This window comes from Paenibacillus segetis (assembly GCF_014639155.1).
Taxonomy (GTDB): domain Bacteria; phylum Bacillota; class Bacilli; order Paenibacillales; family Paenibacillaceae; genus Fontibacillus; species Fontibacillus segetis.
Genome location: NZ_BMFT01000001.1, coordinates 2,701,290 through 2,716,763 on the forward strand (window position 1 = coordinate 2,701,290; position 15,474 = coordinate 2,716,763).

Consider the following 15,474-nt stretch of genomic DNA (forward strand, 5'->3'; position numbering starts at 1 on the left):
GGGTATGAAGAAGGAGTTTATGATTTTCTGGATTACCATCGGACTCGCGGTTTTCGGAATTGTAGGAGGAGGATTCAACTTAGGTTATATTCTCCCGCCGCTTATCGTTTTCGGGGTCGTGTTCTTACTCTATAAATTTCCGCCAAAGAAATATAGAAGACCAGCAACTCCCAAAGTTAAACCGTCAGCTCGCACAATGGCTAAGGTCAATGCGGAAAGACGTCAATCTACACCGGAGAAACGCAAGCATTATCCTTTTCAGGTCATCGAAGGCCAAAAAGGAAAAAACGATGATACACCTAAATATCACTGATTCGCTTTGATTAACCTTTAACTTATTACTTTTCTGAAGTCTGCTGATACTTTATGAACTGCTTTTCGTAATACTGGACATTCCAGTCCTCGAAAAAGCGATTACCGGCCATTAGCCCGGATTCATAAAGCAGCAGGCTTTCTTTTTTGTCGATATCAAACTGGGTTGTACCTACACCTAAAGTGGGGATCTTAACCGTCCGATAGCGATTGGATTGCTCAATATATCTTTCATCATGCGCCGATAACATCGTCTCAACCAGCGCTTGCAGCATACTAAATGGTCCTCTAATTACATGCGGTTGATTACTATTCTTCCCTACCATTTGAAAACCTACTGTCGGAATCATCTTTCCACTTTTTCTTTTACAATCCTCGTCAAATAGCCATAAAGGAAAATTGCTCAGCAGCCCTCCATCAACGATGTGAAGAAATTGACCAGCGAATGGTTTACCTTTGGTTTGCTTAGAAGGTAATCGTAAGAGTACGGGATCAAAGAAGTAAGGGATACTACAGCTCATTCGCACGGCTTTTGCTATTTCGAAGGTATCTGGATTAATTCCCATTTTGGGTAAATCATCTGGAAGAATTAGAATCCTTCCTCTTGTAATATCTGATGCAATAATGGTCAGTTTACCCTTTTCCAAGTCTCCGAATGTTCGGACCCCTTTAACCTTTAAAATTTGCCGCATCCATTCTTCAAGTGCCTCGCCCGAATATAGCCCTTTCTTAAGCAGTACACGTAACGCAGGCCCCAGAAGAGCTGTATTGAATATTGCCGATCTCTTCAAAAAGTGAGTAAACGAAGTAGACATAATAATGTTCTTCATTTCTTCTGCTGCGTGACCCGATGCAATGAGTGATGCTACGATCGAACCCGATGAAGTTCCTGCCACCCGATGAAATCTTGCACCATACAGTTCCGATGCCCGGACTGCTCCCGCTAAAGAGATCCCTTTTACGCCACCACCTTCAAACACACCATTGATCAACATAAGAAAAAGCCCCCAATCCATACCTAAGTCTACTCTTATGTATGTTGTCGGGGGCTGTCTGTATGCTATTTTAAGATCCGAAATATGACTGTAATAATGGAATAAGTCCTAATGGATTTTTCAGCAAATCTTTCGCGCTAAAAAATATACTTCCCTTAATTTCAGGAATCGTTTCATTATATTTCAATTCATTGATAATCTCAGATGCAGAATTCCATCCAACCTCACTCGTTCCGAGTTTGTATGGCGCATGACCGATATATAACTTCACGTTCGTACCTTTAACTTCGCTGGCCCACCAGTCAGCCAGAATGTCGTAACGAACCTCATTGCGCGACAAACTCCAGTACAACTGCGGAGCAACATAATCGACCCATCCGTTCTGAATCCAGGTACGTACATCAGCATAGTAGTTGTCATAAGCGGTAATTCCCGCTTTCGTATTCGAACCCGTCGGATCGGTCGCTTTGTTCCGCCAGACCCCAAATGGACTAATACCATAGGACACATTAGGCTTTGCACCATGAATACTTTGACCAAGATCGCGGACAAAATCATTGATATTGTCCCGTCTCCAATCGCCTTTATTGCTAATTTGATTATAGTTATAAGTTTTATAAGTGCTATCATCATTAAACTTTTTGGATGCTGTCTCGCCCGTCGGGTAGAAATAGTCATCTAAATGTACCCCATCGATATCGTACTTTTCCACAACTTCCATGATCACGTCAATAATGTGCTGCCGTGCTTCTGGAATTCCCGGGTTAATGTACAAAGTGCTCTCGAACTTAACGATCCAATCGGGATGCATTTTCGTGACGTGATTCTCTGGTAAAATACTAGTTTCAATTCCTGTGCTCGCTCGGAACGGATTGAACCATGCATGGAACTCCATCCCCCGACGATGTGTCTCTTCAATCATAAATCGCAGAGCATCATATCCCGGATCCTTACCAGCAGTTCCTGTTAGGAAAGAAGTCCATGGAACCAGATTCGAAGGATAAATTGCGTCGGCTGAAGGACGTACTTGAACAAACACCGCATTTAACCCCATACTTTGTAATTGATCAAGTTGTTTAATGTATTCATTCTTTTGAGTTTCAATTTTGCCACTTGAGGCTTTACTAGGCCAATCCAAATTAAATACCGTAGAAATCCAAGCGCCACGAAGTTCAGCTTTGTTACCTCCTGTAATTGGCGGTTCCTCAGTTACTGGCGGTGTGGTTCCAGGTTGTTCGTTGCCTGGTGGATCTATAACATCATGATTAGTGGTCAGATTAATGGTTTGGAGCTTCTGATTCCACTCTACATTTAGCCCCAATTGCTCGCTAACAAAGCGAAGTGGGACCATCGTTCGACCACTTACAATCTCAACCGATACATCCAAACCTATAAGACTATCATTAACTTGAGCTGTCTTATTCCCAATACGAAGCACTATTGTATTTCCGTCTTTAATGATTGTTACACTCTTTGCAGCCTGCGACCAATTGATCGATGCCCCCAGTCCTTCACTAATCACACGAAGCGGGACCATCGTAACGTTCTCTTTGGGTTTGATATAAGGAGCAGTATCACTAGCTAAAGATACTCCGTCCAAATAAATCGTAATGTCGCGGGATGATGCTGCCCCCACCTGACCCGTTGCGGAAGAAAACATAATCAGAATAAGAAGAGGAGTAAGCCATGTGCGCAAAAATTTCATCAGTAACCTCCAGGATTCTATTATTTGTACGAAAAATCTCCTACCTTCTTTTAACGTTATCTAGGTTACAAGAGTTGCGGTTTTGGGTGAACAAATAAAAGAAGCGACCTGTCATCGGTTAATACCGAGTGCAGATCGCTTCAACTTGACGGACTATAAACACGAGTACTTATTGTATTAAGATTCCGCTAGAATTTCCTGATGTACATTATTAAGATCATCGATTCGAGAACTATCACGTTTGAAGTATTCAACAAGTGTGGAAATTCGTGTGATGGAGTCCCAGCTTAAGTGATGTTCAATTCCCTCAACATCCTTATAAATATTATCATGCTCAACACCGATCATCCCCAGAAATTCTTCCAGCAAATGATGGCGGTCAACGAGTCTTTTACCTACCTTTTTACCTTTACTCGTTAACACTAATCCTCGATATTTCTCATAAATCAAATACTCATCCTTGTCCAATTTCTGAATCATCTTAGTCACTGAAGATGGATGAACCTCCAGTCCCTCTGCAATATCTGAAACTCTAGCATATCCCTTTTCATCGATCAGTTTATAGATACGCTCCAAATAATCCTCCATGCTGGGCGTTGGCATCTGTTGATAACCTCTTTTCCATGAGTTAACGGTAGCTTAACCTTGGCAAAACACTACTCTATTTATGATACATGTTATGCTTATCCCTTGGCAAGTGCACACCAAGTTTAACCTGTTACTTAAAACTTAAGCCACTCAGGTGTAATTTGCTGTAACCAGATCGTAATTTGTGACATCCGATTAGTAAATAGGAGTACGCCCATGAGCAACATTAGTGCTCCACCGACTTTCATCATGATGCCCGAATAGCGAACGATCCATCTCGTTGACCCAATAAAGAAGGCCAATACAAAGAAAGGCAGTGCAAAGCCGATCGTATAGGCGGTGATCATACTTAACCAGACTCCCGGTTCACTCGCAGCAAGCGCAATAATCGCAGCTAGAATTGGTCCGACGCAAGGAGACCACCCCGCAGAAAAGCCGATTCCGAATATAAAAGAACCCAAATATCCAGACGGCTTAAACTTCATATTCATTTTTCGTTCTTTAAGTAGAAACTGGGGTTGAAAAATGCCAAGTAAAAATAAACCCATGACAATGATTAAAATGGCGGAAAGCTGACGGATTAAGCTACGATTGGCGTTAAAAAAATCACCGAATAGTCCTGCGCCAAACCCTAGCGTGTAAAATACAACCGAGAACCCAAGAATGAACGCCAGCGTATGAGTCATCGTTCGGAAACGAACTTCCCGCCGACTCTGCTCGTTCTTCAATGTTTGTACCGACATACCAGTAATATACGATAAATAAGACGGATAAAGAGGCAGACAGCATGGTGAAATAAAAGAAGCCACGCCCGCACCAAAAGCCAGCCAAACATTGAGATCAGCCATAATTACCTCCAAGCTATCTATACTTTCTTCTTATACTTTAAAACCTCTTTTACCGAGAAGGGTTAATATTAACATGGCGATCAGAAGTAGTACAATAGTTGCTCCAGGTGCTAAATTCCATATTCCTGCGATCATTAATCCTAATACAACAGCAATTTCGGCAATGATTACAGAGTAAATAACCGAGGTTTTAAAACTCCTTGCAATAATCAGACTACAAGCAGCAGGTATTGTAAGTAATGCGGATACTAGTAACGCTCCAACAATCTTGATCGCAGTGCTAATAACTAGTGCGGTCATAATGGTGATGAGCATGTTTAGCAACTTAACTGGCAACCCACTCACAGCGGCTGCATCCTCTTCGAACGAGAGTAGGAAGAATTCTTTGAAGAACAGAGAAATTACTATAACTACAACAACGGTCACAGCACCTACAACATACAGATCTGTCGTATCTAACGTATAAATACTTCCGAACAAATAACTAACGACATCCGTATTGTAACCCATACCGAGTGTAAAGAACAATGACGCGAGCGCTACGCCTCCCGACATAATGATCGCGATAGATAGTTCAGCGTAGCTCTTATAGGCCTTACGTAGCTTCTCAATAGCAAATGAGGCGATCACAGCAAAGATCAGCCCCATGCCTACTGGATACACCTCAATGAGGAAACCTAAAGCTACACCCGCTATGGTGACGTGAGCTAGCGTGTCCCCAATCATTGATAATCGTCTAAGAACTAAAAAAATACCAATCAGGGGGGCAGTAAGGCCGATCAAGAGACCACCTGCCAACGCTCTTTGAAAGAAATCAACCGTTAATATTTCCAAGAATCACAACTCCTTAAAGTTTTGCGAAGCAAAACTACTTCGTAAGCATTATCTTAAGTTTTGCGAAGCAAAACTATTTCAATCCATGTATTAAAAAATTAAGTAAGCGAGTGCTGCAAGTCAGGAATAGCACATTCCTGCTCATGAGAATGTCGTACATATAACTTAATTGCGCCACATTGATCACGTGGTTCCTGACCCAAGTAGCCCTCAATGATTTCGATATCATGTGATACCATCAGGAAAGTCATATGATGATGGGCGTGTAAATGAAAGATAAGTTCAAAGAAGTCTCGTTGTGTTTGCGCATCAATTCCGACCGTTGGTTCATCGAGAATAAGCAGATCAGGATGATTAATTAACGCTCTAGCTAGAAATACACGTTGCTGCTGTCCACCTGACAGCTGTCCAATTCGTTTATCAGCAAGGTTACTAATCTTCATAACTTCAAGGGCGTCATCACACTTCTGTTGGTCCTCCCGTCCAACCCGGCGGAAGATCTTCTTATTACTATACAATCCAGACAACACCACTTCCCGTACCGTGGCTGGGAATAACGGGTTAAACGAGTTCTTCTGCGGTACGTATCCAATCCGATCCCAGTCTCGGAAGCGTTTGATCGGCTGACCAAACATCTTGATTTCTCCCTTAGTCGGCTCTAGAAGTCCAACCATCATGCGCAGCAATGTGGTCTTCCCAGCTCCATTGGAGCCGATCACGCCGACAAAATCACGCTCATTCACTCCAAAACTGAAGTCGGAGATCACTTTTTGATCATTATAGGAGAAGGAAACACCGTCAAGTTCAATTATTTTATCGTGACAAAATGCCGTGTTAGCGGCGCTATTTGATTTCATCGTGGCCATCCTTCCAGTTCAAAATTCAGCTTTATTGTAATACTTGAATTAGATTTTGTAAGTTTTTCTCCATTAAGGTGAAATACGTATCTCCTGCTTGCTCCTGCTCTTTTGTTAACCCTTCAACAGGATTCAGAACCATCGTCTGCACTCCTGTTTCTGCAGCAAGAGTCTTTGCCAACTTATCCGATACTAGTTCTTCGAAAAAGATATACTGTATACCCTCATCCTTCACAAGTTTAGATAATGCTACGAGATCTTGCGCTCTTGGCTCAGCTTCAGGGGATAGACCCATAATCGCATGCTGTGATAATCCATAATCGCGACACAAATAGCCAAACGATTGATGAGATACGACAATCTCTTTTTTTGTAGTCTTAGACAACTCTTCTGTAAATTTCATGTCCAATTGTTCCAATTTATCACGTAAAGCCGCATATCGTGTTTCATAACCATCCTTATGAGCAGGATCGACGTCTATGTAGCTGTTTTTTATATTTTCAGCCATAATGATCGCTGACTTAGGACTAACCCAAGTATGTGGATCCAAATGATGATCTGCTGTCTCACCATGATCATGATCGTGCTCGTCTTCTCCATCCGCCTCTATAAGCGAAATGCCCTCACTAACTTGGATCGACTTCACTTTCGATTGACTCCCCAGCCCCTTCATGAAATTGGGTACCCAACCTTCCAATCCCGCTCCATTATAAAGAAACAGTTCAGCTTTAGATGTATTCATAATATCTTGGCTACGAGGTGTCCATTCGTGCGGCTCCACACCCGTTGGCAACAGATTAATCACATTCGCTTCTTCTCCTCCTATTTCCTTGGCAAACTCATATATAGGATAAAAGCTTGTCACCACATTAACCTTCCCTGCTACTATTCCTCCACCCTGACTCTTGCCGCATCCAGTGAGGAGAACTAGTGCCACGACCATCATCAAAGAAAATTTCCAAACTTTATTTTTATATGAAGTCACTAGCCTCTTCCCTTCTTAATCGTAATAATTACTATAAGGATTATAGGGGCATTCGCTTGAGGTTGTCAACCTAGGTAATTCATCTCCTATCTTTGACAAACAACCATTCACCCATTAACATGGTGAAGTGAGTTTTTTCATACTATTAAGAAAGAGAGGAGAATTCAGTTTGGACTTTTGGGAAGTACTTAAATATGCTCTACTAGGCCTCATTCAAGGGATAACCGAACCTATTCCCGTCTCTTCAAGCGGCCATCTCATTATCGTAGAGAGATTATTTGGAATTCATATAGAGGGTATGAGCTTTGAGGTATTGGTTAATACTGCTTCGCTCTTAGCCATCGTGTGGATATATCGTAAGGATCTCTCAAAACTAATCATCTCATTCTTCCGCTACATAGCGAAACGTGAAACTCGTGATTATGCCGATTTCCGTATGGGCCTGTATCTAATTCTAGCAACGATACCAGCCGCTGTGCTGGGGTACTTGTATAGTGATGCGATTGGCGATTTGTTCAAAGGAATGACCACGATCGGTATCGCCTTACTAGTCACAGCATTAGCCTTGTGGATTATACGTAATTTACGAGGTAAAAAGGGAGATAAAGATCTGTCTCTCCGTGATACTTTTCTCGTAGGTCTGACCCAAGCCATCGCTCTGATACCTGGGATCAGCCGTTCAGGTTCAACGATTGTTACCGCAATGCTACTTGGTTGGAAGCAGGAAACCGCCCTGAAGTTCTCGTTTTTTCTTTATATTCCGGTCAGCGTAGGTGGAATGATTCTCACAGCTAAAGATTTAGTGAACGATCCACAAATCTCACAATTACTATTGCCTTATGCTGCCGCATTTTTGTGTTCCCTTGTTGCCACATACTTTGCATTAAAATGGTTCATGAACATTATGGCCAAAGGTAACCTAGCTGTATTCTCCATTTACTGCGTTATTGCAGGGTTATCTGTACTAATTTTTCTCTAGAAGCGATACTTTCGAAGTATGTTTCTTATGGATACATTTCAAACAACAAAAACAGCAAGTCTCACGAGACTCGCTGTTTTTCTATATCTAAACTTTATTTCACAATTGCGCCGTTAGGCATACTATCCGGAACCGTCGCCAGAGAAAGATTATCGCCTTCTGAAGCAGCTAGGATCATACCTTGAGACAATTCACCGCGCAGCTTCACTGGCTTCAAATTAGTGACACAAATGACCTTACGGCCAACAAGTTCTTCCGGTTTGTAGAATTTAGCAATACCGGAGACCACTTGACGACGCTCGAACCCTAAATCTAATTGCAGTTTGAGCAGTTTGTCGGCTTTAGGTACTGGTTCACAAGCGATGACCTCTGCCACACGAAGCTCGACTTTAGCGAAATCGTCGATTCCGATTTCATCCTTAGGTTCTGGTTTAACGACCTCAGCAGCAGAAGACTTCGCTACCTCAGTTGCAAGAGCTGGTGCTCCAGCATTCATCGCATTCACAATAAAAGCAACTTCCTGCTCCCCATCAAGACGAGGGAAGATCGGCTCCCCTATACCTAGCTTCGTTCCTTCAGGAGTAATACCAAAAGTCTTAGCACTTTCCCAAGTTGTCAATTCGCCCGCAGTGATACCTAGTTGTTCCCAAATTCTTGACGGGGCTTTCGTTAAGAAAGGCTGCAACAAAATGGAAGCAATCCGTAGTGACTCTACAAGATGAACCATAACAGAAGCAAGTTCCTCGCGTTTGGATTCATCTTTTGCCAAGGTCCATGGCTGTGTTTCATCAATATATTTATTGGTTCGACTAATGAAAGCTCCAATTGCGGTAAGGGCTACAGAGAATTCTAAATTCTCCATCACTTCCTCCACTTTTTGAATCGTCCGAAGCGACATATCCGTGAGTTCCTGATCAAAAGCCGTAACTTGACCCTTATAAACCGGAACACTGCCGTCAAAATACTTATTAACCATTGCAACAGTACGATTAAGCAAGTTACCCAAATCATTAGCAAGGTCAGAATTTACACGTTCAACAAAGCTTTCCGGTGTAAATGCTCCATCTGAGCCAAACGGCACCTCACGAAGGAAATAATACCGAGCTGCATCCAAACCATAACGGTCAATGAGCAAGTTAGGATCTACCACATTACCCTTAGATTTGGACATTTTACCTTCCTTAGTAAGCAACCATCCGTGTCCAAACACTTTCTTTGGAAGTGGAAGATCAAGCGCCATCAACATGATTGGCCAATAAATCGTATGGAAACGAACGATCTCCTTGCCAACCAAATGAACGTCCGCTGGCCAAAATTTTTGAAACTGCTCATCTTGGTCCGTACCGTATCCGAGCGCAGTAATATAGTTAGACAAAGCATCAATCCAAACATAGACTACATGTTTTGGATCTCCTTTAACTTTAACTCCCCATTCAAACGTCGTACGGGATACCGCCAAATCTTCTAGGCCTGGCTTGATGAAATTGTTAATCATTTCATTCTTACGAGATTCAGGTTGAATAAAGCCTGGGTTATCCTCATAGTACTTCAATAGTCGATCCACATAATTACTCATCCGGAAGAAATAAGATTCCTCTTTTACCAGCTCCACCGGATGTCCGCTTTCCGGACTTTTACCACTAACGATTACGCCCTTGTCATCGCGTACAACATCCACGAGTTGTGTTTCTGTATAGTAGGTTTCATCAGGAATACTGTACCATCCTTCGTACTCCCCTTTATAAATATCGCCTTGTTTCAACAATCGATCGAATATTTCCTCTACAACGATCTTATGACGGGGTTCTGTTGTACGAATAAAATCATCATAAGAAATATCAAGCTTCTTCCATAATTCCTTAATCCCAACAACGATGTCATCGACGAATTGTTGAGGTGTCTTCCCCTTCTCCTGAGCTTTACGCTCGATCTTCTGTCCATGTTCATCGGTTCCCGTCAAATAATGGACGTCGTACCCACGCAACCTTTTATAGCGCGCCATTGCATCTCCTGCGACGGTAGTGTAAGCATGCCCGATATGCAATTTATCGCTCGGATAATATATCGGTGTAGTAATATAGAACGTTTTGTTTGTTGACATTAGTTCTTCCTCCTTAAGTTTATGGGCATACAAAAAAACTCTCACCCCTAATGGGACGAGAGATTGCTCACGTGTTACCACCCAAATTCCCCATGTCTTCGCAGACAACGGGCTCTGTCGGTCTTTACGACCCTCCATTAACGCCGGATTACGCGTCATTCCCTTACCATAGGCAGATGCCGTAGGCTCGAAAGCGATTCCTCCAGGACCATGTTCCAAAGCCAATTCAGACCGGTTTGCAGCTCCCCCGGCTCTCTGTTGCTGAATCCCTTCCTTGTACTTATCCATTCATCGGAAATGTATATGACTAATATTAAGAAAAGATAGTAACCCTGTCAAGTTATCTCATCTTCTTCATGTTGTTTCTTAGCTGTATTTGACTTGGGAGGAACAAGATCTATCCCTCCGGGATGAAAAGGATGACATTTCACGATCCTTCTCGCTGCAAGCCATGAACCCTTTAGAGCCCCGTGAACCTCAATCGCCTCTAGCGCATAAGCAGAGCAAGTTGGATAAAAACGACATGTCGGTGGCTTCAAAGGAGAAATGAATTTACGATATACATGAATAGGTCCCTGAACTACTTTACGCATGACAGCCATGTTAAGAGTTTCCATCCTGATGTGATTCTGAATGCGTTCCTTCTTGAGCTTCTGGACGACAAAGTTTACAATATCCAAAAACTTCAAACTTATGCTTCACCACTTGAAACTGATCCGGTGCATCCGTAAGTGGCATAGGGCAAAAATGAATGGGGTACGTCTTCTCGCATTGTAAACAAATCATATGATGATGATGGTCACCTTCATTACAACTAGCTCTGAATTTAAGGCCATCCTCAAACATCACTTGTTCTAGTACTCCCAGTTCTTCCATGACGCGTAGATTCCGATATACTGTATCAAAACTGAGTCCGCTATACTGCTTCCCCATATATTCATATACATCCTTGGGAGTTAAATAACCGTCCTGCTCTGCGAACAGTCTGGCTAGACTCTTCCGCTGGTCCGTAATCCGTAACCCCCGGTTAGACATAACTCCGATTATTTGGTCTGTCGACAACATATGACCTTCCTCCAGTCTAAACCTTGCACCATATACCTTATCTCTACTAATAATGCCTCAAAATACATACAGCGTCAATGTTCGAAGGCTACGAAAGGACTATAGACTATGTTAAAAAAGGACGCGGATATGAAAACCCGCGTCCTTTTCGTTCTTATCCTGAAAATCAAGTTTCTCAAGAGATTGAATGTTTATTAACGTTTGATCTCCGGCATCGGTTGTAGAAGAAGGTTCACCGATAAGTTACTACCTGGTGCAGCTGTGAATGTGAACTCCACTGTCTGTTCACGATCGCCTGAACGGAACAATACACTGTTCTCATTCGGCGCAGACAGACTTCCCGAACTCGACAATTGTACAATGTCTCCATTCACCATGATAGATCCATAATATCTTCCCCCACGAGGGTTAAAGGTAATCAATGTATTTGGTGCTACACGATATAACTTGATATGGTAGACAACCCCGAAATTACCTGCATTCATTTTATATTCGCCTTTTGGACCCGTGCCGATTATGAATGGATCCAAAGAATTGTCACCTATCATAAGACGAACTGGCGAATTACCAACTAAATCCCCATATTCAATAATACGAGTTGCATCCTTATAAGTCCCACGGTTATGCACATCTTCATCTAGTAAATTTAGATATGGTAGTGTTTTGAACGGATCCTTATTGGCATCAATCATGATGACGTCGTATTGAAGGGTATTATCACTATATAAATCTGCGAACAAAGAGATGACCTCTCCCTGCTTCATGGCAACAGCGTTCAACTCTGGCATGATAATTTTACTTTCACCTGGAGCAATCCATACATCCTTGTATTTATCGCCAGTTTGCATCGATTTATAATAACGATCAACCGAAACCTTTCCAGCCGCTGTTGCAAATGGGGATGGTCCACCAAAACCAAAATTAGTTTGAGTCAAACGCGTTGTTTCCGTATTCTTATTGGTAGCAATGACATACATCTTCACATTTTTACCGGTAGCATTCACATGGTGAATCATAAAACGCGTATTGCCGCTGGCTGTTTCCGTATACACACGACCATCAGAATATACCGTTTCCGGGCTGTTAACACGGATCAAGGTCGTAGGCTCAGATGAGAAAGTATAATTAAGTTTATCCCAGCTTGGAACTCCTGTTCCATCAAAGGTATATTTATCACCAACAGGGGTAAAGATCTTATTAAATTCATCTCTGGTATATAATACTTCATCTGTAATTGTGATTGTCTTCTCTACTGTTGAGTACAATCCGTATTTATTTACAACTTTCAAGCGAATAGTTGTTCGTCCTGGATTAAAGAAGGCCAGTTCCTTATTTTCCCATACCCGATCCTTAATCGAGTTTTCTTCATCCGTACTTAAATCCGTATAGGTAATAAGTTCACCCATTTTGTAAGTGTCTTTGTCTGTCGTAAAATTAGCTACTGGTGGTGTATGTGGCTTAACGACATTTAAAGTAAGGGAGAACGGATTACTCCATTGTCCATTGGAATCTTTGACACGATAAGTTACAACATAACTCCCCGGGGTAGTGAAAGTATCTTCGCGACCTTCCCACTGCTCTTCAACGATTTGAAGTCCCGACGGAGAATAAGAGTTAGTATTGTATTGAACAACCGTCTCACCCGCAACGATCTCTTTGTTTCCCACACTAAAAGAAGCCACTGGATTAGTAGAAAGACTCAGAATAACCCGCTTACCAGGCTGATCGACTGTATAAGGAATATTTAATGCACTTGTAATTGCTGTCAGTGGAACCATGAAGTTATTTTTTGCTGAATAGGACATGCCTTTCATCGGTTTAGCTACACCATTTACTTTATAATTGCTTTTGTTCATTTGGAAACGTAATTCGTCGCTACCTCGTGTAATAATTGTTTCTTTGGTCTTATTATCAAAACTCAATTGTAATCCGGCACGTTCCACAATTGCCCGGATCGCAACGTAGGATACTCCGTTTTTAACTTCCATTGGGTTGCCCGCAAGATATAAAGTGCCGTTTTGATACATCTTGTTGCTGTTCATCATCAGAATCAGTTCGCCTGCTCCTGCTCCTGCCTTACCTTGATCAATTGGGTCAGTTACAGGATCTGTCACGGGCTCTGTTACAGGAGGAAGGACTTCACCCTCAGTTCCCTGCTCTTCATTCTCAAGAGCTTTCTCTGCATCCAACTCAGCATTTAAGTCTACATCGTTATCCTCTACTTGATTCTGATTCTGATAAACTTGTTCAGTTACATTTGTAGCTTGTAGGGGTGCTTCTTCCGCACTAACAGGAAGGACCATTGCCACTTGTGATGTTACCAATATCGCAGTGATCAGTATTCTCTTGAAATTCATGCCTTAACTCCTTCTGCTTCCGATTTATGACTCTTTCAATTTTTACACATACATATTAAACGCTGTAAAAAGGGAAAAGTTGCTCCAAATATTATAACAATGTAAAAACCGGTAGAAAAACCGCAAAAGCGGTGGTTCTACCGGCTCATTTGTAAGTTGTTAGCTTAATAGTAATATAACTCTTTATTTGAGTTTATTCTATTATAATAGACCATGTCCAACAGGATACTCAGAATTCAAGCTCACAGGTAGGATGCCCTTTGGCTTCAATTCACCCGTTAATACTTTGGCAAGTGCCTCCAATGAGAATACTCTATTCTCATATAGACACAAATATGTTCCGATATTTGGAAAACCTTGTATATCATATGGATTTCTTGTCGATACAACGACTAATCTTGATCCATCTTCACTTTCCAAGGCTTCAACCAAACGACGTTGTCCTTCTGGAATTTGACCTTCCGACGTATACGTCACGACAACGATCTGTTCATATCCAGAGCTTTGATCAAGTACAGCTTGTATTTCTGCTTCCTCAGGATGAGTACCAATAATGCTTAGAGCAATGTTATCCATATAAGGCTCAAGTGCATCCTTAAGACTGTATGAGTGTAGGGATGGTTCATCGACCTCGGTACGATGTCGCAATTCTGGCCAAACTACTAACACAGGCTTATTTCTCTGCAATGGTACATTACCTGAATTACTAACCAATGTAACGCTATGCTCGGCAATCTCACGTAAGAGAGCTTCGCTCTCTTCTACCGGTGTCAGAACGTTTCCTACTGGAATGTAATCAGAAGTTGAATCCACATCTGCCAATCGCTTGGCCTTCAACTCCAAGACACGTCTTACAGATTCATCAATCTGTTCCTCCGTTAGAATCCCCTGAGCAACTGCATCTCGAACTGCTTGAATCGCCTGTACCTGACCTTCCAAGGTATGACTAACTAACACTATATCGGCACCCGCTTGGATCGCTCGAACAGCTCCATTAGCAATTCCGTAATGCTCCGAAATCGCGTGCATTTCAAGACAATCCGTGATAATCAATCCCTCATAACCCATTTCTTCTCGCAACAAGTCATGAAGTACACGACGAGATAACGTTGCTGGAATTTCCTCAGGCTCAAATGCCGGGAAAATTACGTGAGCGGTCATCATGACATCAACGCCCTCTTCAATCGCTTTACGGAAGGGCAGTAATTCTATTTGATTCAATCTTTCTTTATCATGAGGAACTACAGCCAGACCTAAATGTGAATCTACCGCAGTGTCACCATGTCCCGGGAAATGCTTAGCCGTTGCGCTAACACCTTGACTCTGATATCCACGGATAGCAGCAGCGCCGTGTTCAGCAACGCGCACAGGGTCCTCACCAAATGATCTTACACCTATGACAGGATTCATAGGATTATTATTAACATCCACACAAGGAGCAAAATTTAAATTGATACCTAATTTGAGCATTTCTTTCGCAGCAAGTACAGCTGCTCCTTCTGTCAATTCTAGGTTATTGGCTGCTCCAAGTGCCATGTTCCCTTGAATCCGGCTTACACCATCGTGATCCAAACGAGATACCATGCCACCTTCTTGGTCTATCGATATAAACAATGGGATATCAGGTGTACTGCGTGGAATTTGCTGCAAACTATGCGACAATGCAGCCAACTGCTCAACAGACTCGATATTCCGACGGAAATATACGACACCGCCCACATGAAATTCACTGATTAATTTCTTAATTTGATCATCCGGAACAAGACTATGAAAACCACAAATAAATAGCTGCCCGATTTTTTGATCCAACGTCAATGAAGATAAATCCATCATAGTTCACCTTCTTTT

General features: G+C 42.2%; 14 protein-coding genes. 2 read left to right on the forward strand and 12 right to left on the reverse strand.

Annotated features, from left to right (window positions below):
- The first annotated feature begins 4 nt into the window (after nt 1-4).
- A complete protein-coding gene (locus tag IEW05_RS12680) occupies nt 5-313 on the forward strand; it encodes a hypothetical protein (RefSeq protein ID WP_188539238.1) in 309 nt (102 codons plus the stop codon).
- Nucleotides 314-338: 25 nt separating this feature from the next.
- On the opposite strand, the gene IEW05_RS12685 is transcribed toward IEW05_RS12680, so the two are convergent.
- From IEW05_RS12685 to IEW05_RS12715, 7 genes are all read right to left on the reverse strand, one after another.
- Nucleotides 339-1,307 (reverse strand): patatin-like phospholipase family protein, encoded by a 969-nt coding sequence (locus tag IEW05_RS12685; RefSeq protein ID WP_188539240.1) that lies wholly within the window; start codon nt 1,305-1,307, stop codon nt 339-341.
- Between the two features lie 70 nt (nt 1,308-1,377).
- Nucleotides 1,378-3,012, reverse strand: coding sequence for a family 10 glycosylhydrolase (locus tag IEW05_RS12690; protein WP_188539242.1), 1,635 nt, complete (start codon nt 3,010-3,012; stop codon nt 1,378-1,380).
- 177 nt (nt 3,013-3,189) lie between these two features.
- Entirely contained in the window at nt 3,190-3,615 is a 426-nt protein-coding gene (gene mntR, locus IEW05_RS12695) for a transcriptional regulator MntR (RefSeq protein ID WP_188539244.1), read from the reverse strand.
- A gap of 119 nt (nt 3,616-3,734) precedes the next feature.
- Entirely contained in the window at nt 3,735-4,448 is a 714-nt protein-coding gene (locus IEW05_RS12700) for a cytochrome c biogenesis CcdA family protein (RefSeq protein ID WP_188539247.1), read from the reverse strand.
- 30 nt (nt 4,449-4,478) lie between these two features.
- On the reverse strand, nt 4,479-5,282 hold the full coding sequence (locus IEW05_RS12705; protein ID WP_188539249.1) for a metal ABC transporter permease: 804 nt from the start codon (nt 5,280-5,282) through the stop codon (nt 4,479-4,481).
- Between the two features lie 98 nt (nt 5,283-5,380).
- Nucleotides 5,381-6,139: a metal ABC transporter ATP-binding protein gene (locus tag IEW05_RS12710; protein ID WP_188539251.1), complete on the reverse strand. Its 759-nt coding sequence runs from the start codon at nt 6,137-6,139 to the stop codon at nt 5,381-5,383.
- Between the two features lie 31 nt (nt 6,140-6,170).
- Nucleotides 6,171-7,085 (reverse strand): metal ABC transporter substrate-binding protein, encoded by a 915-nt coding sequence (locus IEW05_RS12715; RefSeq protein WP_188540853.1) that lies wholly within the window; start codon nt 7,083-7,085, stop codon nt 6,171-6,173.
- A 208-nt stretch (nt 7,086-7,293) separates the two neighbouring features.
- Between IEW05_RS12715 and IEW05_RS12720 the strand changes: the two genes are divergently transcribed.
- On the forward strand, nt 7,294-8,103 hold the full coding sequence (locus tag IEW05_RS12720; RefSeq protein ID WP_188539253.1) for an undecaprenyl-diphosphate phosphatase: 810 nt from the start codon (nt 7,294-7,296) through the stop codon (nt 8,101-8,103).
- 94 nt (nt 8,104-8,197) lie between these two features.
- Here IEW05_RS12720 and metG read toward each other — a convergent pair whose 3' ends face one another.
- The 5 genes from metG to nagZ form a co-directional block, all read right to left on the reverse strand.
- Nucleotides 8,198-10,204: a methionine--tRNA ligase gene (metG, locus tag IEW05_RS12725; RefSeq protein WP_188540854.1), complete on the reverse strand. Its 2,007-nt coding sequence runs from the start codon at nt 10,202-10,204 to the stop codon at nt 8,198-8,200.
- A gap of 335 nt (nt 10,205-10,539) precedes the next feature.
- A complete protein-coding gene (gene yidD / locus IEW05_RS12730; RefSeq protein WP_229753437.1) occupies nt 10,540-10,806 on the reverse strand; it encodes a membrane protein insertion efficiency factor YidD in 267 nt (88 codons plus the stop codon).
- A 1-nt stretch (nt 10,807) separates the two neighbouring features.
- Nucleotides 10,808-11,269, reverse strand: coding sequence for a Fur family transcriptional regulator (locus tag IEW05_RS12735; RefSeq protein WP_188539257.1), 462 nt, complete (start codon nt 11,267-11,269; stop codon nt 10,808-10,810).
- Nucleotides 11,270-11,463: 194 nt separating this feature from the next.
- Nucleotides 11,464-13,626: a stalk domain-containing protein gene (locus IEW05_RS12740; protein ID WP_188539259.1), complete on the reverse strand. Its 2,163-nt coding sequence runs from the start codon at nt 13,624-13,626 to the stop codon at nt 11,464-11,466.
- Nucleotides 13,627-13,827: 201 nt separating this feature from the next.
- Nucleotides 13,828-15,456: a beta-N-acetylhexosaminidase gene (gene nagZ, locus IEW05_RS12745; protein ID WP_188540855.1), complete on the reverse strand. Its 1,629-nt coding sequence runs from the start codon at nt 15,454-15,456 to the stop codon at nt 13,828-13,830.
- Nucleotides 15,457-15,474 lie beyond the last annotated feature (18 nt).

Bases quoted from the DNA above. Each gene is read 5' to 3' on its own strand.
- mntR (WP_188539244.1), bottom strand. From the start codon at position 3,615: ATGCCAACGCCCAGCATGGAGGATTATTTGGAGCGTATCTATAAACTG.
- IEW05_RS12740 (WP_188539259.1), bottom strand. From the start codon at position 13,626: ATGAATTTCAAGAGAATACTGATCACTGCGATATTGGTAACATCACAA.
- IEW05_RS12700 (WP_188539247.1), bottom strand. From the start codon at position 4,448: ATGGCTGATCTCAATGTTTGGCTGGCTTTTGGTGCGGGCGTGGCTTCT.
- IEW05_RS12685 (WP_188539240.1), bottom strand. From the start codon at position 1,307: ATGTTGATCAATGGTGTGTTTGAAGGTGGTGGCGTAAAAGGGATCTCT.
- IEW05_RS12715 (WP_188540853.1), bottom strand. From the start codon at position 7,085: ATGATGGTCGTGGCACTAGTTCTCCTCACTGGATGCGGCAAGAGTCAG.
- nagZ (WP_188540855.1), bottom strand. From the start codon at position 15,456: ATGGATTTATCTTCATTGACGTTGGATCAAAAAATCGGGCAGCTATTT.
- IEW05_RS12680 (WP_188539238.1), top strand. From the start codon at position 5: ATGAAGAAGGAGTTTATGATTTTCTGGATTACCATCGGACTCGCGGTT.
- IEW05_RS12690 (WP_188539242.1), bottom strand. From the start codon at position 3,012: ATGAAATTTTTGCGCACATGGCTTACTCCTCTTCTTATTCTGATTATG.
- IEW05_RS12710 (WP_188539251.1), bottom strand. From the start codon at position 6,139: ATGAAATCAAATAGCGCCGCTAACACGGCATTTTGTCACGATAAAATA.
- metG (WP_188540854.1), bottom strand. From the start codon at position 10,204: ATGTCAACAAACAAAACGTTCTATATTACTACACCGATATATTATCCG.
- IEW05_RS12735 (WP_188539257.1), bottom strand. From the start codon at position 11,269: ATGTTGTCGACAGACCAAATAATCGGAGTTATGTCTAACCGGGGGTTA.
- yidD (WP_229753437.1), bottom strand. From the start codon at position 10,806: ATGGCTGTCATGCGTAAAGTAGTTCAGGGACCTATTCATGTATATCGT.